This is a genomic window from Comamonas sp. MYb21 (genome assembly GCF_037479395.1).
Classification (GTDB): Bacteria; Pseudomonadota; Gammaproteobacteria; order Burkholderiales; family Burkholderiaceae_C; genus Comamonas.
This window is the reverse complement of the sequence record NZ_JBBGZC010000003.1, coordinates 271,282-290,872: the sequence shown is the minus strand read 5'-3', so window position 1 is coordinate 290,872 and position 19,591 is coordinate 271,282. Positions and strand designations below refer to the sequence as shown.

General features: G+C 64.8%; 17 protein-coding genes. 9 read left to right on the top strand and 8 right to left on the bottom strand.

Annotated features, from left to right (window positions below; all coding sequences use genetic code 11):
* Window position 1 precedes the first annotated feature (1 nt).
* From WH367_RS06330 to WH367_RS06320, 3 genes are all read left to right on the top strand, one after another.
* Complete coding sequence (locus tag WH367_RS06330) at window positions 2-577, top strand: DUF3833 domain-containing protein (protein ID WP_339534904.1); 576 nt, start codon at window positions 2-4, stop codon at window positions 575-577.
* Complete coding sequence (locus WH367_RS06325; protein WP_339534902.1) at window positions 577-1,368, top strand: SDR family NAD(P)-dependent oxidoreductase; 792 nt, start codon at window positions 577-579, stop codon at window positions 1,366-1,368. Before WH367_RS06330 ends, WH367_RS06325 begins: the two co-directional genes overlap by 1 nt.
* 135 nt (window positions 1,369-1,503) lie before the next feature.
* Entirely contained in the window at window positions 1,504-2,052 is a 549-nt protein-coding gene (locus tag WH367_RS06320; protein WP_339534901.1) for a lipocalin family protein, read from the top strand.
* Between the two features lie 194 nt (window positions 2,053-2,246).
* Here WH367_RS06320 and WH367_RS06315 read toward each other — a convergent pair whose 3' ends face one another.
* Window positions 2,247-2,846 (bottom strand): DUF3617 domain-containing protein, encoded by a 600-nt coding sequence (locus tag WH367_RS06315; RefSeq protein ID WP_339534900.1) that lies wholly within the window; start codon window positions 2,844-2,846, stop codon window positions 2,247-2,249.
* Between the two features lie 259 nt (window positions 2,847-3,105).
* Between WH367_RS06315 and WH367_RS06310 the strand changes: the two genes are divergently transcribed.
* From WH367_RS06310 to WH367_RS06290, 5 genes are all read left to right on the top strand, one after another.
* On the top strand, window positions 3,106-5,091 hold the full coding sequence (locus WH367_RS06310; RefSeq protein ID WP_339534898.1) for a cytochrome c/FTR1 family iron permease: 1,986 nt from the start codon (window positions 3,106-3,108) through the stop codon (window positions 5,089-5,091).
* Between the two features lie 132 nt (window positions 5,092-5,223).
* The gene (gene sbcD, locus WH367_RS06305) at window positions 5,224-6,462 is read left to right on the top strand and encodes an exonuclease subunit SbcD (RefSeq protein WP_339534897.1); all 1,239 of its coding nucleotides are present in this window, start codon (window positions 5,224-5,226) and stop codon (window positions 6,460-6,462) included.
* Entirely contained in the window at window positions 6,459-9,905 is a 3,447-nt protein-coding gene (locus WH367_RS06300) for an SbcC/MukB-like Walker B domain-containing protein (protein WP_339534895.1), read from the top strand. The genes sbcD and WH367_RS06300 overlap by 4 nt, the downstream gene beginning before the upstream one ends.
* 118 nt (window positions 9,906-10,023) lie before the next feature.
* Window positions 10,024-11,802: an NAD(P)/FAD-dependent oxidoreductase gene (locus WH367_RS06295; RefSeq protein ID WP_339534893.1), complete on the top strand. Its 1,779-nt coding sequence runs from the start codon at window positions 10,024-10,026 to the stop codon at window positions 11,800-11,802.
* A 261-nt stretch (window positions 11,803-12,063) separates the two neighbouring features.
* Entirely contained in the window at window positions 12,064-12,636 is a 573-nt protein-coding gene (locus WH367_RS06290) for a hypothetical protein (RefSeq protein ID WP_339534892.1), read from the top strand.
* 93 nt (window positions 12,637-12,729) lie between these two features.
* Here the strand turns inward: WH367_RS06290 and WH367_RS06285 are convergent, their stop codons facing one another.
* From WH367_RS06285 to pyrC, 4 genes are all read right to left on the bottom strand, one after another.
* Window positions 12,730-13,095: a hypothetical protein gene (locus WH367_RS06285; RefSeq protein WP_339534891.1), complete on the bottom strand. Its 366-nt coding sequence runs from the start codon at window positions 13,093-13,095 to the stop codon at window positions 12,730-12,732.
* A gap of 185 nt (window positions 13,096-13,280) precedes the next feature.
* Window positions 13,281-14,159 (bottom strand): protease HtpX, encoded by an 879-nt coding sequence (gene htpX / locus WH367_RS06280; RefSeq protein ID WP_021026652.1) that lies wholly within the window; start codon window positions 14,157-14,159, stop codon window positions 13,281-13,283.
* Between the two features lie 100 nt (window positions 14,160-14,259).
* Window positions 14,260-15,048, bottom strand: a complete 789-nt coding sequence (locus WH367_RS06275; protein ID WP_339534890.1) for a DUF3025 domain-containing protein — start codon at window positions 15,046-15,048, stop codon at window positions 14,260-14,262.
* A gap of 20 nt (window positions 15,049-15,068) precedes the next feature.
* Window positions 15,069-16,112 (bottom strand): dihydroorotase, encoded by a 1,044-nt coding sequence (gene pyrC / locus WH367_RS06270; protein WP_021026654.1) that lies wholly within the window; start codon window positions 16,110-16,112, stop codon window positions 15,069-15,071.
* A 153-nt stretch (window positions 16,113-16,265) separates the two neighbouring features.
* On the opposite strand from pyrC, the gene WH367_RS06265 reads away from it, so the two are divergent.
* Window positions 16,266-17,171: an amino acid ABC transporter substrate-binding protein gene (locus WH367_RS06265; RefSeq protein ID WP_021026655.1), complete on the top strand. Its 906-nt coding sequence runs from the start codon at window positions 16,266-16,268 to the stop codon at window positions 17,169-17,171.
* A gap of 181 nt (window positions 17,172-17,352) precedes the next feature.
* On the opposite strand, the gene WH367_RS06260 is transcribed toward WH367_RS06265, so the two are convergent.
* The 3 genes from WH367_RS06260 to WH367_RS06250 are packed head-to-tail and all read right to left on the bottom strand — an operon-like array spanning window position 17,353 to window position 19,543.
* Window positions 17,353-18,090 (bottom strand): amino acid ABC transporter ATP-binding protein, encoded by a 738-nt coding sequence (locus WH367_RS06260; protein ID WP_021026656.1) that lies wholly within the window; start codon window positions 18,088-18,090, stop codon window positions 17,353-17,355.
* 24 nt (window positions 18,091-18,114) lie between these two features.
* Window positions 18,115-18,786, bottom strand: coding sequence for an amino acid ABC transporter permease (locus WH367_RS06255; RefSeq protein WP_021026657.1), 672 nt, complete (start codon window positions 18,784-18,786; stop codon window positions 18,115-18,117).
* A 1-nt stretch (window position 18,787) separates the two neighbouring features.
* Entirely contained in the window at window positions 18,788-19,543 is a 756-nt protein-coding gene (locus tag WH367_RS06250) for an amino acid ABC transporter permease (RefSeq protein WP_021026658.1), read from the bottom strand.
* Between the last annotated feature and the right edge of the window lie 48 nt (window positions 19,544-19,591).

Sequence of the window (19,591 nt, the reverse complement as noted above, 5' to 3'; positions counted from 1 at the left end):
GATGACATCCACGCCAAGAACCCACCGCCTCATCACGCTGCGCCGCGCCGGAATCGGCCTGGCCCTGTTCGGCACGCTGGCACTGCTGAGCGCCTGCGCCAGCCCCTCGGTCGAGGACTATGCCCAGGAGCGCCCGGCCTTGGACCTGCGCGAGTACTTCAACGGCCCGCTCACGGCGCACGGCATGTTCACCGACCGCCAGGGCAAGGTGGTCAAGCGCTTTACCGTGCACATGACCGGCAAGTGGACGGGCAATGACGGCGTGCTGGAAGAGCATTTTGTCTACAGCGACGGCACCACGCAGGAGCGCACCTGGCACATCCAGTACCTGGGTGAGGGCCGCTATAGCGGCCAGGCGGGGGATGTCGTCGGCCCCGCCACAGGCCAGGCCGCCGGCAACGCCCTGCACTGGAACTATGTGCTGGCCTTGCCGGTGAACGGCCGGGTCTGGAATGTGCGGATGGACGACTGGATGTACCTGATGGACGGGCGCACCATGCTCAACCGCACGGCGATGAGCAAGTTCGGCATCCACCTGGGCGATCTGACCATCTCCTTCAGCAAGGGGTCGCAGTGATGCCGCTGCTGCAAGCCAAGCTCAATCCGCCGATGCGCGACTGGCAGGGCCGGTCCGTCTGGATCATTGGCGCATCGTCGGGCATTGGCCGGGCCACGGCTGAAGCGCTACAGGCCCAGGGCGCGCGCGTCATCGTATCGGCCCGGGACCTTGCTGCGCTGCAGGACTTTGCAGGCAGCCGCCCCGGCTGCCTGGCGCTGGCACTGGATGTGAGCGAGCCCGGCACCGTGGCGGCTGCCGCACAAGCGGTGCATAGCGCCCTGGGTGCTGCGCCCGACCTGGTGCTGTACTGCGCCGGCCACTACCGGCCGCTGCGCGCGACCGAATTCAACCTGCCCGAGATGCAGAAACACCTGGCGGTCAACTATGTCGGCGTGCTGCATGTGCTGGACGCCATCCTGCCGATGCTGCTGCAAGCGGGCCAGGGCCATATCGCGCTGGTCGGCAGCGTCGCCGGCTACCGGGGGCTGCCCATGTCGCTCGCCTACGGCCCCACCAAGGCCGCGCTCAACAACCTGGCAGAAAACCTCTACCTGGACCTGCACCCCCAAGGACTGGGCGTATCCATCATCAACCCCGGCTTTGTCGAGACGCCCCTGACCGCCCAGAACAGCTTCCGCATGCCGGCACTGATCAGCCCCGCAGAAGCAGCGCAGCATATCTTGCAGGGCTGGGCGCGCGGACAGTTCGAGATGAACTTCCCCCCCCGCTTTACCCGCTGGATGCGCCTGCTGCGCTGCCTGCCCGACCGTTGGTACTTTGCCAGCGTGCGGCGGATTACCAAGGGCTGATGCGGGGGTTGGGACGACAGCGGCACGGCATGTGTGCTTATCGCCAGTAGCCCAATGATGCGCCAGTCTGCACCCAAGCCTGTTCATCCGCCTTTTCCACTTGAGGCCCTGCCCAAAATCAAAAGGAAACCTCCGATGCCTATCTCCACCAGCGCTCTCTTGCGCGCCACCGCCATGGCGCTCGCGATCACCGGTGCTGCAGTCGCCCTGCCCGGTTGCGCCGTCTCTGTCCCCCAAGGGGTGCAACCGGTCAGCGGCTTTGACGCCAGCAAGTACATGGGCACCTGGTATGAGCTGGCGCGCATTGACCACCGTTTTGAAAAAGGCCTGACCCAGGTGACGGCCAGCTACAACTTGAATGCCGATGGCAGCGTGACCGTCGTGAACCGCGGCTATGACCCCGCCAAGCAACAGTGGCGTGAAGCGCAAGGCAAGGCACGCTTCCTCGGACAAGCCGATAAGGCTGCGTTGAAGGTCTCGTTCTTCGGCCCCTTCTACGGCGGCTACAACGTGGTCAGCCTCGATGAGCAGTACCACACCGCCTTGGTCATTGGCAGCAGCCTGGACTACATGTGGATTCTGTCTCGCAGCAAGACCATTCCGGAGACTCAGCGGCAAGCGCTGTTGGAGAAAGCACAGTCTTTGGGAGTCGATTTGGCCCAGGTGATACCGGTGGAGCAATAGCCTTGCGTACATGGATGGGGATGTGTTGCAACCAGAGAAAACAGCAAGGTCCAACCAGCCCCAACCCGAGGTTTGAAGCCCGACGCTCGGGGGCCCATCCATAGGCGCCCATAAAAAACGCAGCCACCCAGGCTGCGTTCTCACATTTAAAAGCCCCAGGCCACCACCCAAGCAGCGGCGCGCGAGCCTCTCTATCAGCAGTCGCCCACGCGCTTGCTGCTCACCGTGGTGGTCATGCCCTGGCCGGCCATGTCCATGGTGCTGGTGACGGTGTTCTCGGTGGGCGAGACGTAGACCGCTTCGAGGACCATGCTCATCTTGCCTTCGCCGCAGCTGAAGCGCATCGATTCCTTGTTGCCATCGGTCTTGACGTCAGCCGGGCTGCAGCCAGGCATGTTCTTGAGCTGCGAATCGGCCAGCGACTGCAAGGTCTTGCCGGCCATCTCGGGGGTGATGCACATCTCTTGGATGAGCTTGCCGCCTTCGACCTTGGCGTTATCCAGGTTGGCGGCCTTCTTCTGCTCGGGTGTCATGGTCTTGAAGGCCTGCTCCATGCCGGCCAGTGCCTGCTGGCCCATGGGGCCGCTCATCTCGGTGACCGCCTGCCACTTGCCGGGCTGCACTTTTTGTGCGGCAGCGGCGGGCGCTGGCGCGGGGGCCGGTGCTGCTGCGGGCGCAGGGGCCGGCGCGGCGGCGGCCGGTGGGCTGCTGGGCGTCTCTTCCTTCTTGCTGCAACCCATCAAACCGGCACATGCGACCACGGCGGCTACGGCGAATCCTGTTAGTTTTTCCATTTTTTCTCCTCGTTGCGGCACGGCACAGGGCTTGCGGCGTGCAACGCCTTGCCCTCCCTATGAGCACAAGCGCGTGGCCGCAGTGTAGCGATCTGGCATGCAGAAATGGTTACCAATTGCGTTTTCTACGCCGCCCCATCAGGGTCGAAAAATGGGCTCAATGATGTGAGTTGGCGCTTCTCTCACGCTGGTCGACTGGGCCAGTACAGAATGTAAACAAGCTTAAAATGGCGCGAATAATTCTTATTCATAACACTCCATGCGCTCCACATTCAGCTGGACACTGGCCCTCGTGGCCGGTTTGGCCGGTTTGCTCAGCGGCCCTGCCCTGGCCCAAACGCCCGCTGCGGCACCCTCCACCACCGCTTCCAACACTGCTGCAGCCACGCAAGCCACAGACGCGCGCCAGCTCTGGCAGCTGCTGGACTATGTCGCCGTAGACTACGGCGGCGCCGTCGAAAATGGCCAGATCGCCAGCGAAGGCGAGTACGCCGAAATGCTGGACTTCAGCGCCAACGCCTTGCAGCAGGCCCAGGCCCTGCCCGCCCATGCCGACAAGGCCAAGGTGGTGAGCTTGGTGACCCAACTGCGCGCAGCGGTGCAGGCCAAGGCCACAGCCGATGAAGTCGCCCAGCTGGCTCACCAGGCAGCCCAGTTGCTGGTGGCGGCCTACCCGATGCCGGTCGCGCCTGCCAAGGCCCCCGATATAACAAAAGGCTCTCAACTCTTTCAACAAATCTGTGCCAGCTGCCATGGCGCTACCGGCGGTGGCGATGGCCCAGCCGCGCAAGGGCTGGATCCGCAGCCCATTGCCTTTAGCGATGCGCAGCGCGCCAATGCGCGCAGCCTGATGGCCTTGTACCAAGTGACCTCGCAAGGGGTGGAGGGCACCTCGATGGTGTCCTTCGGCGCGCTGCCCGAAGACGACCGCTGGGCGCTGGCCTATTTTGTCGGCGGCCTGTCGTACAACGACGAGCTGCGCGCTACCGGCAAGGCGCTGTGGCAGAGCGATGCCGGCTTGCGTGCACGCTTTGGCGACCTGGCCGCGCTCAGCACCACCACCGCGCAAAGCCTGACCCCGGCTATGCCGATCGAGCAGGCCCGCGCCGTGCTGGCCTATCTGCGCGCCCACCCCGAGGCCATCAGCGAAGGCAAGGCCAGTGGCGTGGCCCTGTCACGCCAGCGCCTGGCGCAAAGCCTGGCCGCGCTCCAGGCGGGCGACCGCAACCAGGCGATGAAGCTGGCCCTGTCTGCCTACCTCGATGGCTTTGAGCCGCTGGAGCCGACGATTGCTGCGCGCAACAAGGCCTTGATGACCCAGGTCGAATCGGCCATGGTGCAGTACCGCGCCACGGTGGCCAGCGGCACGCTGCCAGAGGCCGAGGCCGCCGCCCAGCAGCTGCAGACCATGTTCGGTCAGGTCGAGGCCGAGCTGAATGCGGGCGCCTCGGACGCCACCGCCACCTTTGTCGGCGCACTCACCATCTTGCTGCGCGAAGGGCTGGAGGCCTTGCTGATCGTCATCGGCATGGTCGCGCTGCTGCGCAAGGCCGGCCGCCAGGATGCACTGCGCTATGTGCATGCGGGCTGGAGCTCGGCGCTGGTCGCGGGTGGCCTGACCTGGGCGGCTGCGACCTATCTGGTCGAGATCAGCGGCGCCAGCCGCGAGGTGACCGAGGGCCTGGGCTCGGTGGTCGCCGCACTGGTGCTGCTGAGTGTGGGCCTGTGGATGCACAGCAAGAGCAGCGCCGGCCGCTGGCAAAGTTATTTGAGCGAGAAGCTCTCGGCCAGCATGGGCCAGGGCTCCATGTGGGGCCTGTTTGCGCTGGCCTTTGTCTCCGTCTACCGCGAGGTGTTCGAAACCGTGCTGTTCTTCTCGGCCCTGGCCTCGGACGGCCACCATGGCGCGCTGCTGGGCGGCGGCCTGGCTGCGGTGGCGATCCTGGCAGTGATTGCCTTTGTGCTGCTGCGCACCAGCGCCCGCATGCCGGTGGGCCGTTTCTTCTCGGCGACGTCGATCCTGGTGGCCGTGCTGGCTGTCGTGCTGGTGGGCAAGGGCGTGTCCTCGCTGCAAGAGGCTGGCTGGGTCAGCGCCACACCGCTGGCTGCGCCGCGCATTGAGCTGCTGGGCATGTTCCCCACGATGGAGACCCTGCTGGCCCAGGCCCTGGTGCTGGCGCTGGTGGTGTTTGGCTTTGCCTACAACCGCGCTGCGGCGCGCAAGGCACTGGGCGCCCCGCAGTAAGCACCGCCTCATCGGCTGCCAGACCTCGCCCGGGTGCCAAGCCTGGTCGAGGTCTTTTTCTTTGACCGCCGCTGCGCCCAGCGACTACCATCGACAGGGTTCCCGCGATCTCTCCATCCCCCTCCCCCGACCATGCGCATCATTCACACCTCGGACTGGCACCTGGGCCAGCATTTCATGGGCCAAAGCCGCCAGGCAGAGCACAGCGCGCTGATCGACTGGCTGCTGGAGCAGGTGACGGCGCAAGCCGCCGATGCGGTGCTGATCGCCGGCGATATTTTTGACACCGGCGCGCCCCCCAGCTACGCGCGCGAGCTCTACAACCGCCTCATCGCCCGCCTGCACCAGGCCGGTGTGGCGCTGCTGGTGCTGGGTGGCAACCATGATTCGGTTGCGGTGCTGGAAGAGAGCCAGGGCCTGCTGCAGCACCTGGGCACCCAGGTGATTGCCGCGACCGGCGCGCCTGCGCAGCATGTGCGCATCCTGCCGCTGCGCGATGGCTCGCCTGGCTGCATCGTCTGCGCGCTGCCCTTTATCCGTCCCCGCGATGTGCTGCAAAGCCAGGCCGAGCAAAGCGCACAAGACAAGCAGCTGGCCTTGCAGCAGGCCATCCAGGCGACCTACCAGCAGGTGTACGACGCGGCACTGCAGCAGCAGGCTGCGCTGCAGGCCAGCCTGGGGCGGCAGTTGCCCATCATCGCCACTGGCCACCTCACCACCGTGGGTGCCAGCAGCAGCGAATCGGTGCGCGAGATCTATGTCGGCGCGCTGGAGGCCTTTCCGACCCAGGCTTTTCCCCCTGTGGACTACATCGCGCTGGGCCATATCCACCAGCCGCAAAAGGTGGGCGGACTTGAGCACATCCGCTACAGCGGCTCGCCGATCGCGCTGGGCTTTGACGAGGCGCGCCAGACCAAACAGATGTTGCTGGTTGACCTGGGAGCGCCGGGCTTGCAGGCGGTCACTGCCTTGCCGGTGCCGGTCTTCCAGCCCATGGCGGCGCTGCGCAGCAGCCTGGCCGCATTGCCGGCCGCGCTGCAGCAGGCCAGTGCGCTGGCTCAGGCCGACAAAAAGGTCTGGCTGGATATCACCATCGAAGAAGACGACTACCTGGCCGACCTGCCGTTGCGCGTGCAGGCACTTGCCGAAGGCTTGCCGCTGCAGCTGCTGCGGGTCAAACGGCTGCGCGGGCGGGCGGCTGCGCAGTGGAGCGGCCCGGCCGTCGAGGCGCTGGATGCACTGACACCGGCCCAGGTGTTTGAGCGCCGCCTGGCGCTGGAGACCATGGACGCCGAGCTGCAGCAGGCGCTGACCGCGCGCTACCAGGCCGTGCTGCAGTCACTCTCCAACCCCAGCGGGGAGGCGCCATGAAGATACGCAGCCTGCGGCTCAAGAACCTGAACTCGCTCAAAGGCGAGTGGCGCATCGATTTCACAGCCGCGCCCTTTGCCGACAACAGCCTGTTTGCGATCACCGGCCCCACGGGCGCTGGCAAATCGACCTTGCTCGATGCGATTTGCCTGGCGCTCTACCACCAGACACCCCGGCTGGCCACCCTCAGCGCCAGCAGCAACGACCTGATGACGCGCCACACGGCAGATTGCATGGCCGAGGTGGAGTTCGAGGTCAAGGGCACCGTCTACCGTGCCTTCTGGAGCCAGCGCCGCGCCCGCGACAAGGCCAGCGGCGCGCTGCAAGGCCCCAAAGTGGAACTGGCGCGCGTGGCCGATGGAGAAATCCTCAGCACCCACAGCAGCGACAAGCTGCGCCAGATGGCCGAGATCACCGGACTGGATTTTCAGCGCTTCACCAAATCGATGCTGCTGGCCCAGGGCGGGTTTGCGGCGTTTTTGCAAGCCAGTGCCAATGAACGCGCCGAGCTGCTCGAAGAGCTGACCGGCACCGACATCTACAGCCAGATATCGCAAGCCGTGTTTGAGCGCGCTCGCGATGCCCGCCAGGCGCTGGAGCGAGACCAGGCGCAGGCGGGCGGCATGCAGCTGCTGCCCGAGGCCGAGCGTGATCATCTGCAGACCGAGGCCCAGCAACTGCAAACCACACTGGCTGCCTTGCAGACGCGCCATGCCGCGCTGCAAACCCTCCAGCACTGGCAGCAGCAAACTGCGCAAGCCGCGCAGGCGCAGCAGCTGGCGCAAGAGCGCCTGCAGCAGGCCCAGCAAGCGCTGCAGGCTGCCGCCCCCGATCTGCAGCGCCTGCAGGCCCATGCACCCGCACAGGCGATTGCCCCGCTGCATGCGGGCTGGCAGCAGGCGCAAGCGGCCGCTGCAGCAAGCCAGGCCCAGCAGACCCAGTTGCAGGGCCGCCTGGCAGATGCCCAGCGCCAGCAATGGCAGCTGCAGCAGCATGCCAGCGCGCTGGCGCAGCAGGCCCAGCAGCAAGCCGAGCAGGCGCTGCAGCAGTTGCAGACCCAGCACAGCGATCTGCAGCACTGGCTGCAGCAGCACCCGGCCCATGCCGCGCTGGGCGACCAGCTGAGCGGCTGGCGCGAGCAACTGGCGCAGCGCCAGCAGCAGCGGCGCCAGTGGGCGCAAGAACAAGCAGCACTGCAGCAAGCCAGCGAACAAGGCCAGTCGCTGCAGCAGCACATGGCATTACAGGCCACCGCACTGCAGCAGGCCCAAGCCGCGCAGCAGCAGGCCAATGCTGCGGCGCGCGAGCTGCAGCATGCGCAGCACACCCGCCTGGCCCCGCACGGCGGCAGTCTGGGCCAGTTGCGCGCCCACTGGCAGACGGCGCAGCAGCACGAGCAAGCCTGGCAGCAATTGCTGCAGCATGCCGAGCAACGCCAACCGCTGGCGCGCGATGCGCAGCAACTGGGCGATGCCTTGCAGGCCTGCTCGGCACCGCTGGCCCAGCAGCAGGCCACGCTGGCCGCACTGCGCAGCCAGTACAAGGCCCAGAAAGAACGGGTGGGCGACAAGCAAAAACTGCTGGCCCAGGAAGAGCGCATCCAAAGCCTGGAAGCGCACCGCCACGCGCTGCAGCCCGGCGAGGCCTGCCCCCTTTGTGGTTCGCAGGAGCACCCTGCCATTGCCGCCTATGCCGCGCTGGATGTGACCGCCACCGCCGCCGCGCTGCAAGCGGCCCAGGCCGAGCTGGAGGCGCTGCAGCAGCAGGGCGAACAGCTGGGCGCCGCGCATGCGGCGGCCCTGAGCCAGCAGACCAGCCTGCAGGCCCAGTTAACAGCCGCCGAGCAGCGGCTGGACGCCTGGCAACAGCGCTGGCAGACACTCTGCGCAGCCATGGCCCAACCCGTCGCCGCATCTGCCTGGCAGCAGCCGCACACATTGGCCGAGGCCCAGCAAGCCAGCGCCGCGCAAGCGGCGCAGTTGCAACAGGCCCTGGCGGCAGCCGAGGCCGCTGAGCAAGCGCTGCAAGCTGCCAAAGATGCCGCGCATGCAGCAGCCCAGACCCTGCAGGACGCCCAGCATGCGCAAGCGCGCCTGCAACAGGCCCAGCAAGACAACAGCAGCCTGCAGCAACGCCTGGCGCAGACCGTGCAAGCGCTGCAGGCCCAGGCAGACGCGGCCGAGGCCGCCTTGCAAGCCAGCCTGGCTCCACTGGGCCTGGCGATGCCGCCCGCCGATGGCCACGATGCCTGGCTGCAGACCCGCCAGCAGGAATGGCAGCAGTGGCAGCAGCACAGCGCGCAGCTGCAAACCACCTCCCAGCAACTGGCACTGCAGCAGCAGCAGGCCCAGCAGTGCGCGCAAGAGGCGCTGCAATGGCAGCAGCGCCTGGCGCAACTGCCGGCACCGGCACCCGCACAAACCAGTGCTGCGACCATGGCGCTGCCCGCCACCTTGGCCGATTGCGCCGCGCTGCTGGAGGACACCCGCCAAGAACTCGCCAGCCTGCAAGGCCAGGCCCAGCAAGCGGGCCAGCAATTGGCCGAGCGGCAGTGGGCCCAGGAGCAGGCCCAGTCTGCGTGGGAGCAGGGCTTGCAGGCCAGCCCCTTTGCCGATGCGCAGGCCTTTGCGCATGCGCTGTTGCCAGCGGACGCGCTGGAGCGGCTCAGCCAGCAGCGTGATGGCTTGCAGTTGGCACTGCAGCGCGCTGGCACGGTGGCCGAGGAGGCAGCGCAGCAGCACCAGCAACTGCAGGCCCAGGCCTTGACGGAGGAGGCACCCGAGGCGCTGGAGGCGCAATTGCGGGCGCTGGAGGACGAGCGCAACCAGACGGCAGAGCGCATGGGCGCCCACCGCGCGCGCCTGGCCGATGACGAGCAGCGCCGCGCGGGTCAGCAGGCCTTGCTGGCGCAGATTGCGGCGCAGGAGCGCGACAGCGTGCTGTGGCAGCGGCTCGATGGCCTGATCGGATCGGCCAAGGGCGACAAGTTCCGCAAGTTTGCCCAGGGCCTGACCCTGGACCATTTGCTGGCCTTGGCCAACGGCCATCTGGCCAGGCTGCATGGCCGCTACCTGCTGCAGCGCAAGACCACTGGCGAGCTGGAGCTCGATATCGTCGACAGCTGGCAAGGCGATGTCGCGCGCGATACCCGCACCTTGTCGGGGGGCGAGGCCTTTTTGGTCAGCCTGGCACTGGCGCTCGCCTTGTCGGACCTGGTCAGCAGCAAGACCTCGATCGATTCGCTGTTCCTCGACGAAGGCTTTGGCACCCTGGACGGCGACACCTTGGAGGTTGCGCTGGCGGCGCTCGATACGCTGAATGCCAGCGGCAAGATGATCGGCATCATCAGCCATGTGGAGGCGCTCAAGGAGCGCATCCCGGCGCAGATCCGGGTGGAGAAGGGGGCGGGAATCGGGTACTCGCGTTTAGAGCTGCAAGGCTGAAGCGCAGAACCCTTGCTATGCTTTTTACCTTAGGGCGCCATGGGGATGCGCCCTGCCTGGCCGCCCTGCAGCGGCCATATCGGCTACCATCCATGCCCTTGCTTGATAGGTACAAGCCATGATCCGGATCGCAGAACTCAAACTCCCCCTCTCGGCGGTGCCTTACCACCCCGACAACCACACCGAATACGCGCCCCAGGAGGCACTCAGCCAGCTCGCAGCCCAGCGCCTGGGCCTGCAGCCCACAGCCATTGCCCAGCTCCAGGTGCACAAGCGCAGCTTTGATGCGCGCAAGTCCGAGCTGCTGGCCGTCTATATCGTCGATGTGGCCTTGGCAGATCCCGCGCAGGAAGCGGCCTTGCTCGCGCACTTCGCGGCAGACTCGCATGTGAACCCGACGCCCGACATGTCCTGGCACCCCGTCGGCCAGGCACCTGCCGATATGCAGGATCGCCCGGTGGTGGTGGGCTTTGGGCCCTGCGGCATTTTTGCGGCGCTGGTGCTGGCGCAGATGGGTTTCAAGCCCATCGTGCTGGAGCGCGGCAAGACGGTGCGCCAGCGCACCAAGGACACCTGGGGCCTGTGGCGCAAGCGCCGGCTGACGCCTGAATCGAATGTGCAGTTTGGCGAAGGGGGCGCCGGCACCTTCTCAGACGGCAAGCTCTACAGCCAGATCAAGGACCCACGCCATCTGGGCCGCAAGGTGATGCAGGAGTTCGTCACCTACGGCGCGCCGCCGGAGATCCTGTTCACCGCCCACCCGCATATCGGCACCTTCAAGCTGGTCAAGGTGGTCGAGGGCATCCGCGAGGAGATCGTGCGCCTGGGCGGAGAGATCCGCTTTGAGCAAAAGGTCACTGATGTGCTGGTCGAAGGCGATGCGCGCCAGCTGGTGGGCCTGCAAGTGCTGGACCAGGTGAGTGGCGAGAGCTACACCCTGCCCACGCGCCACGCGGTGATGGCGCTGGGCCACAGCTCGCGCGACACCTTTGCAATGTTCTACGAGCGCGGTGTGGCGATGGAGGCCAAGCCCTTCTCGGTGGGCTTTCGCATCGAGCACCCGCAAAGCGTCATCGACCGCGCCCGCTGGGGCAAGGATGCCGGCCACCCGCTCTTGGGCGCGGCCGACTACAAGCTGGTGCACCATGCCAAAAATGGCCGCGCCGTCTACAGCTTTTGCATGTGCCCGGGCGGCACCGTGGTGGCGGCCACCAGCGAGCCCGAGCGCGTGGTGACCAATGGCATGAGCCAGTACTCGCGCGCCGAGCGCAATGCCAATGCCGGCATGGTCTGCGCGATCAGCCCCGAAGACTACCCGCAAGACGCCGAGAGCTTTGCCTGGGCCTTTGGCGGCAAGACCTATGGCGTGGAGGCGCAGACGCCGGGTGCCTTCCATCCGCTCTCGGGCATCGTGCTGCAGCGCCAGCTGGAGTCCAAGGCCTACGTGCTGGGTGGCCAGAACTACAGCGCGCCCGGCCAGCTGGTGGGCGATTTTGTCGCCGGCACGCCGTCCACGGCCTTTGGCAACGTGGAGCCTTCGTACAAGCCCGGCATCACGCTGGGCGACCTGCACCAGGCCCTGCCAGCCTACGCGATCGAGGCCATGCGCGAGGCCCTGCCCGCCTTTGGCAAGAAGATCCGTGGCTATGACATGCGCGATGCGATCCTGACCGGGGTCGAGACCCGCACCTCGTCGCCCGTCAAGATCGGCCGGGGCGCTGATTTTCAGAGCGACAACACGCGCGGCCTGTACCCGGCTGGGGAAGGTGCCAGCTATGCGGGCGGCATTCTGTCGGCGGGGGTCGATGGCATCAAGGTCGGTGAGGCGGTGGCCTGCGCCATTTTAAGGCTGGCCGTGCCTTCGTCGGGCTCGCGCGGCTCGGGCGGCGCTTTGTAAGTCTCGCTGGCATGCCCTCTCGCCATGGCGGGTTGTGGCGCCAGATGGCGGGATGGGATGCTGCTGACACACGGGCCGAACCCAGCGCTCGGCCGGCAGTCAGGTGACCACCGAGCGCCAAAAATGGACCGCTCACCCGCTTAAAAAAGCCTTAAAAAACGGCCGCTTACACCTTTGAGGCCCAGGCACCACAGCCGCGACCCCAGCGCGGCCAGCCCATCCTAGAATTTTGGCTTGTTCTGATGCTGCTGAAGGTTGCCCATGTCCGGATCGATTCGCCACACCCTTCGACTGCGCCTGGGCGCGGCAGGTTTGAGCGCGGGATTGCTGTGCGCGCTGTCTGGCGCCGCCTGGGCGGCCAGCGTGGACGACCCGGATGGCAGCGACAGCGCGGTGCTGTCTGGCTGGAGCTTTGGCTATTCGCCCTATACCTACCACTACTCCAACGCCAAGAAGGAGCGCGATTTCGAGCCCGATGACGAGCGGCACAAATATGTGTGGCTGATCAATGCCGAGAAAAAGCTCGATGACCACCAGCTGCTCGGCTTTGCCTATTTCAGCAATTCCTTTGGCCAGCCCAGCCAGTATGGCTACTACGGCTGGCAGTTCCAGCCGCTGTCGGGCACGCCGCAGCTGTTTGTCAAGCTGACCGGCGGCGTCATCCATGGCTACAAATACCCGTTTCACCGCAAGATCCCGCTCAACAACAAGAACGGCTGGGGCATCACTGCCATCCCTGCGGTGGGCTGGAACTACAACCAGCACTGGGGCGGCCAGCTCAATGTGCTGGGCAAATCGGCGCTGATGTTTCAGCTGAACTACACGATGCGCTGACTGGCGCAGTTGCCCAAGCCCCGAGCGGGACCCAGGCAGGTAAGGGGATAGAGGGGTCAGGAGACCAAGGGCCAGCCATGCGGCCCCAGCGCCTCAGCGGCGTTCCCAATGCCCGCCACGGGCTTGCCAGCCATGTGGGCTGCGCACCCATTCACGGGGCACCCAGCGGTCTCCACGGTGGGGAGGCGATGCCCAATGGCCCTGGCGCCATACATAGCGGCCACCGTACCAATCCCAAAAGCCGCCAATCCAGATCTGGGTCGCGACCGGCGCCACCGCAACCGGGGCGGGCTCATAACGCAGGGGAGGCGGCGCTTCGCTGGACACGACCACGGCCCCGCTATTGCCATAGGCATAGGGCTCGGCCGGCGCGACAACGCAGCCGGTCACCAAAGTAGCGACCGCCAGGGCGCCGGCACACAAAACGGCCGAATGCCAAGAGGTGGGAGTATGCGACATGGTGTATCTCCAGTCATTGCAAGAACTCCATTGAAGGCGCGCCAGCTTAACGCCCGGTGAGCGGCGCGTAAATCGGCGGTAAAAGCCGGGGCGCCCTGGCCAACACCGCGCCGATCCGCTTGCCCGGCGCCCACAAAAAAGCACTGCCGCGGCAGTGCTTTTTGAGAAGGGCGGCAAGCCGAGGCTTACTGCACCTGGTTGTTTTGCAGTGCAGCCACGCGCTCTTCGATCGGCGGGTGCGAGCTGAACAGCTTGCCCAGGCCACCGGTGATGCCCATGGCCTGCATGCTTTGCGGCAAGGTGCCGGGGTGCATGCCACCGAGGCGGTGCAAGGCATTGATCATCGGCTGCTTGCGGCCCATCAGGCGCGCGGCACCGGCATCGGCGCGGAACTCGCGCTGGCGCGAGAACCAGGCCACGATGATGGCAGCCAGGAAGCCAAAGACGATATCGAGCACGATGGTGGTGATCATGTAGCCAATGCCGGGGCCCGAGTTCTGCTCGTCATTGCGGCGCAGGAAGGAATCCACCGCATAGCCGATAACGCGCGAGAGAAAGACCACAAAGGTGTTCATCACGCCCTGGATCAGCGCCATCGTGACCATGTCGCCATTGGCCACGTGGGCCACCTCGTGGCCGATGACGGCCTCGACCTCTTCGCGGGTCATGCCTTGCAGCAGCCCGGTCGAGACGGCCACCAGGGCCGAGTTCTTGAAGGCGCCCGTCGCAAACGCGTTGGCCTCGCCCTCATAGATACCGACCTCGGGCATCTGGATGCCAGCTTGGTCGGAGAAGCGACGCACGGTCTCGACAATCCAGGCCTCGTCAGCGCTTTGGGGCTGGTTGATGATCTTGACGCCCATGCTCATCTTGGCGATGGGCTTGCTCATCAGCAAGGAGATGATGGCGCCGCCAAAACCCATGATGAAGGCAAAGCCGAGCAAAGCCCCGAGGTTCAGGCCATTGGCAGTCAGGTAGCGGTTGACACCGAGCAGGCTGGCAACAATGCCCAGCACCACAACCACGGCGATGTTGGTCGCCAGAAAAAGGAACATTCGTTTCATGGGGTCGATTCTCCAAGGAGGGGAACACAGTGCTCGATAGCTGGGGGCAATGTCTTGCGAATTCAAGACCTTACCTCCACTTTATGGCGACGGCGGGTGCTTATGATATTTGTGGCCGTCGGGCCGAGCGAAATACGTCTGGGTCATCGTAGAAGGAAACATGCTGGTTTTCCTGGCACCATCCCGGAACGCCCAGCACCGGCAAGGGCGTAAAGGGCTTACCCGCCAGGTGCGCAGCGTCCAGAGAATCGGCGATGACCGCGTCGATATTGTCCACCATCGGCAAGCGCTGCGGCGGGCAAAAAACATGCGCGGTGATTGGTTTTCTGGGGGCCATGAGCTTTTCCAGCAGCGCATGGCCGATGACGATGAGCTGTGCCTGCTGCCACAGCGGCCGCAGCTCGACAAAGAGCCGCTGCCATTGGCGCTGCTGCAGCGCCTGCCACAGCGCATCGGGCGCCAGCAGCACGGCGCCGTTTTCGTCGAACAGGGTCAGCGCATCGCGCAAAGGGCCCCGGCTGGCACCGCCGCCGCCCGCTTGCACAATGGCCTGGGCCTGCAAGGCATTGAGCCGCGCCTTGCTGCGCGCAAAGCGCTGCCAGACCAGGCCATTGAGCCCGTCGTGCATATGTTCACGGGTGGGCACGCAGCCGCTGCGGGCGATAAAGCTTTCATAGGCCTCGCCCGCAGGCAGCGCCGACTGCGGCACAAAGCGCCGGCCGCAATCGCCCAGGCGGTTGAGCAGATCGGGCATGGCCAGGCCCTGAGCATCCAGCGCGCGGATCTGCAGGCCCAGCGCCCGGTAGGGCTGCAGCCAGGGCGCCTGCCAGTCCAGCGACGACCAGCCGGGCGCGGGCCGGTCGGGTGCAGTGGCCTCGCGCTTATCCACGCATCAAATGATCAAAACGCTCAGTCGGCCAGCTTCCAGGGCAGCGCTTCGCCCGAGCGCAGCGGCTTCAAGTCCGCCTGGCCAAAGGGGTAGGACTCGGGCGGGGTCCAGGATTCGCGCAGCAAGGTGATGCGGTCGGTATTGCGCGGCAGGCCGTAGAAGTCCGCACCGTGCAGGCTGGCAAAGCCCTCGAGCTTGTCGAGCGCGCCCGCCTTGTCAAAGGCCTCGGCATACATCTCGATGGCGGCATGGGCGCTGTAGCAGCCGGCACAGCCGGTGGCGTGTTCCTTGAGCTGGGCGGCATGCGGGGCGCTGTCGGTGCCCAGGAAGAACTTGGGGTTGCCGCTGGTGGCGGCCTGCACCAGCGCCAGGCGGTGCTCCTCGCGCTTGAGCACGGGCAGGCAGTAGTAGTGCGGGCGAATGCCACCGGTAAAGATCGCGTTGCGGTTGAACAGCAGATGCTGGGGCGTGATCGTGGCGCCAACAAAGCGGTCAGTCTCGGTCACGTACTGGGCCGCTTCGCGCGTGGTGATGTGCTCGAACACGATTTTCAGCTCGGGGAAATCGCGGCGCAGCGGCACCATGTGCTGGTCGATAAAGGCCGCTTCCCGGTCAAACAGGTCGACCTCGCTGCCGGTCACCTCACCGTGCACCAAGAGCAGCATGCCTTCGCGCTGCATCGCCTCCAGGGTCGGGTAGATCTTGCGGATATCGGTCACGCCATGGTCGCTGTTGGTGGTGGCACCCGCGGGGTAGAGCTTGCAGGCCACGACACCGGCTGCCTTGGCGCGCACGATCTCCTCGGGCGCGAGCTTGTCCGTCAGGTACAGGGTCATCAGCGGCTCAAACGTCAAACCCTGGGGGATGGCCGCCACGATGCGCGCCTTGTAGGCCAGCGCCAGCTCAGCGGTCGTGACCGGGGGCTTGAGGTTGGGCATGACGATGGCACGGGCAAATTGCCGCGCGGCATGGGCCACCGTGGTGGCCAGGGCGGCGTCATCGCGCAGGTGGATGTGCCAGTCGTCGGGTCGGATGATGCTGATGGAGGAGGGTGCGGTGCTCATCCCGCCATTGTCGCACCGGTCATGCGGGCGTCATCACAGTCCCCGAGCATTGGACAAAAGTAACTCAATGTTAAGGGTAGGTGCCCATAGAGTACACAGTCTCTATGCGTATCATAGGTGACTGTAGGATTTCTTAATCAAGGACTGTGCAACATGTGGCTAAACCATATTTTTCGCGGCGCTGTGCTGCTGTGCCTTGCCAGCAGCAGCCTGGCTCAGACCCCTTTGCCCGACAGCTGGGACAAGATCCGGGAGTCGCAGCGCATCACCGTGGGCTACCGCCCCGACGGCCTGCCTTTTGCCTACGAGATGGGAGAGACCAAGAAACCGGTCGGCTACGCCATCGACATCTGCCAGGCGCTGATCGCCAAGCTGCAGCAGAGCATGGGCCTGGCCAAGCTCGATATCCAGTACCGCGCCATCAACGGCCAGACCCGCTTTACCGACCTGGCCAGCGGCGCCATCGATGTCGATTGCAGCAACACCACCAACACCAAGGACCGGCGCGAGAGCAAGCATGTGTCCTTCAGCCTGCCCTACTACATCGCTGGCGTGCGCATGCTGGTCAAGTCCGACAGCGGCATCAACGATGTCGATGACCTCTCGGGCAAGCGCGTGATCACCACCAAGGGCACCACCTCGCTGCAGGTGCTCGAGCGCCGTGTGGCCGTCAACGGCCTCAAGATCCAGCACAGCGAGTGCCTCACCCATGACGCCTGCTTCAAGGCCGTGCAAGCGGGCACGGCCGATGCCTGGCTGATGGACGATATTCTGCTCGCTGCCCACCGCGCGCAGTCGGACAAGCCCGAGCAGGTCAAGCTGATCGGCAAGCTGATGTCGATCGAGCCGCTGTCGCTGATGATGCGCGACACCGATGTGCGCATGAAGAAGGTGTTCGATGCCGAGATGCGCGTGCTGTCGCAGAACTTCGAGATCACGCGCCTGTACAAAAAGTGGTTCGAGTCGCCGCTGCCGGGCAAGAGCTTTGCACTGAATGTGCCGATGTCCTACCTGCTCACCGACATGCTGCGCTTCCCCAGCGACAAGTTCGACAACTGATGCTTCCGGGGCCGCGTTCTGCGGCCCTAGCCTCCCGACACCGCGCTAACCCACAGCGCGCGTCGTCCAGCCCCAGGGCATCCGCCTGTCCATGGCGGACAAGCCCCCTCCCCTATCCAACCATCCACCCATAAAAAATGGCCGCATCAGCGGCCATGGTCGTGTGCGAGTTGCGCTGCAATCAGTGCTGCAGGATCTTGCCCAGGAAGTCCTTGGTACGGGGCTGGCGCGCATCGGGGTTGCCGAAGAAGTCTTCCTTGGAGCAGTCCTCCAGGATCTTTCCGCCCACGTCCATGAAGATCACGCGGCTGGCAACCTTCTTGGCAAAGCCCATTTCGTGCGTCACGCACATCATGGTCATGCCTTCGTGGGCCAGGCCGATCATCACGTCCAGCACTTCGCCAACCATTTCAGGGTCCAGCGCCGAGGTGGGCTCGTCAAACAGCATCACCGAAGGGTCCATCGACAGCGCACGGGCGATGGCCACGCGCTGCTGCTGGCCGCCCGAGAGCTGGCCTGGGAACTTGTCCTTGTGCGCCATCAGGCCCACGCGGTCGAGCATCTTCAGGCCACGGGCCTTGGCGTCGTCTGCGCTGCGGCCCAGCACCTTGATCTGGGCGATGGTCAGGTTCTCAGTCACCGACAGGTGGGGGAACAGCTCGAAATGCTGGAACACCATGCCCACGGTGCTGCGCAGCTTGGGCAGGTCGGTCTTGGGATCGTGGATGGCCGTGCCATTGACCCAGATCTCGCCCTTCTGGATGGGTTCGAGCGCATTGATTGTCTTGATCAAGGTCGACTTGCCCGAGCCCGAAGGACCGCAGACAACCACCACCTCACCCTTGGAGATGCTGGTGGAGCAGTCGTTGAGCACCTGGAAGCTGCCATACCACTTGGAGACATTCTTCATTTCAATCATTTGGATATCCTTTGTATTGCCGCATCAGCGAATGATGGCGATCTTCTTGTGCAAACGCTTGACGAACCACGACAGCGTAAAGCAGATGATGAAGTACAGCACAGCTGCGGCCAGATAGGCCTCGACCGGACGGCCGAAATTCTTGCCTGCCACCTCAAAGCCCTTGAGCATGTCGTAGGCGCCGATGGCATAGACCAGCGACGTATCCTGGAACAAGATGATGGTCTGCGTCAGCAGAACCGGCAGCATATTGCGGAAAGCCTGGGGCAGCACCACCAGACGCATGTTCTGGCCATAGGTCATGCCGACTGCCTGACCGGCATACACCTGGCCACGCGGAATGGACTGGATACCGGCGCGCATGATCTCGGAGAAGTACGCGGCCTCGAACGCCACGAAGGTGATGACCGCTGACATCTCCGCCCCGATGGGCTTGCCGATCAGCAAAGGCACCAGCAGGAAGAACCACAGAATCACCATCACCAGCGGCACCGAACGCATGCCGTTGACATAGATGGTGGCCGGCACCACCAGGATCTTCTTGCCCGACAGGCGCATCAGCGCCAGCAAGGTGCCAAAGAAGATACCACCCAGGGTTGCGACGATGGTCAGCATCACGCTGAACACCAGACCCTTGATGATGAAGTTCTGGATCAGGTCCCAGTTGTAGAACGAAAAATCAAGATTCAAATTCATCTCAGTGACCTCCGGAGCCGCCAGCGGCGATAAAGCCCGGGATGCGGCTCTTCTTTTCAATGAAGGCCATGATGCGGTTGATCACGAATGCCGAGATCATGTACAGCGCGGTCACCGCCAGGTAGACCTCGATGCCGCGAGAGGTTTCCTCTTGCGCCTGCATCGCGAACAAGGTCAGCTCGGCCACCGACACTGCAAACGCCACGGACGAGTTCTTGAAGATGTTCATCGACTCGCTGGTCAGCGGCGGAATGATGATGCGGTAGGCCATGGGCAGCAGCACATAGCGGTAGTACTGGAAGGTCGTGAAACCCAGCGCCATACCTGCATAACGCTGGCCACGGGGCAGCGCCAAGATACCGGCACGCAACTGCTCGGCAATACGCGCCGAAGTGAAAAAGCCCAGCGCCAGCACCACCAGCAAGAACCCAGGCACTTGCTTGAGTGCGGGGAAGATGGCGGGCACGACGTGGTACCACAGGAAAATTTGCACCAGCAGCGGGATGTTGCGGAACAGCTCGACCCACGCATTGCCCAGGCGCACCGTCCAGGGCCGGTCAGGCAGGGTACGCAGGGTACCGATGATGGAGCCGACGACCAGGGCGATCACCAGCGCACACAGGGAAACGGAGATAGTCCATCCCCACGCAGACAACAACCAGTCCAGATACGTGACATCGCCGTTTTTACCGAAACAGCCCTGCACGACCTGGCGCTCAATCGTGTCTTCACAAAATACTTGCCAATCCCAATTCATAGGACTACCTCTTTTTTTGTCTTTGTAGCAATGTTTGGTGCCTGGCCG

Coding starts and splice junctions, on each gene's coding strand:
- WH367_RS06330 (WP_339534904.1), top strand. CDS start 2: ATGACATCCACGCCAAGAACCCACCGCCTCATCACGCTGCGCCGCGCC.
- WH367_RS06325 (WP_339534902.1), top strand. CDS start 577: ATGCCGCTGCTGCAAGCCAAGCTCAATCCGCCGATGCGCGACTGGCAG.
- WH367_RS06320 (WP_339534901.1), top strand. CDS start 1,504: ATGCCTATCTCCACCAGCGCTCTCTTGCGCGCCACCGCCATGGCGCTC.
- WH367_RS06315 (WP_339534900.1), bottom strand. CDS start 2,846: ATGGAAAAACTAACAGGATTCGCCGTAGCCGCCGTGGTCGCATGTGCC.
- WH367_RS06310 (WP_339534898.1), top strand. CDS start 3,106: ATGCGCTCCACATTCAGCTGGACACTGGCCCTCGTGGCCGGTTTGGCC.
- sbcD (WP_339534897.1), top strand. CDS start 5,224: ATGCGCATCATTCACACCTCGGACTGGCACCTGGGCCAGCATTTCATG.
- WH367_RS06300 (WP_339534895.1), top strand. CDS start 6,459: ATGAAGATACGCAGCCTGCGGCTCAAGAACCTGAACTCGCTCAAAGGC.
- WH367_RS06295 (WP_339534893.1), top strand. CDS start 10,024: ATGATCCGGATCGCAGAACTCAAACTCCCCCTCTCGGCGGTGCCTTAC.
- WH367_RS06290 (WP_339534892.1), top strand. CDS start 12,064: ATGTCCGGATCGATTCGCCACACCCTTCGACTGCGCCTGGGCGCGGCA.
- WH367_RS06285 (WP_339534891.1), bottom strand. CDS start 13,095: ATGTCGCATACTCCCACCTCTTGGCATTCGGCCGTTTTGTGTGCCGGC.
- htpX (WP_021026652.1), bottom strand. CDS start 14,159: ATGAAACGAATGTTCCTTTTTCTGGCGACCAACATCGCCGTGGTTGTG.
- pyrC (WP_021026654.1), bottom strand. CDS start 16,112: ATGAGCACCGCACCCTCCTCCATCAGCATCATCCGACCCGACGACTGG.
- WH367_RS06265 (WP_021026655.1), top strand. CDS start 16,266: ATGTGGCTAAACCATATTTTTCGCGGCGCTGTGCTGCTGTGCCTTGCC.
- WH367_RS06260 (WP_021026656.1), bottom strand. CDS start 18,090: ATGATTGAAATGAAGAATGTCTCCAAGTGGTATGGCAGCTTCCAGGTG.
- WH367_RS06255 (WP_021026657.1), bottom strand. CDS start 18,786: ATGAATTTGAATCTTGATTTTTCGTTCTACAACTGGGACCTGATCCAG.
- WH367_RS06250 (WP_021026658.1), bottom strand. CDS start 19,543: ATGAATTGGGATTGGCAAGTATTTTGTGAAGACACGATTGAGCGCCAG.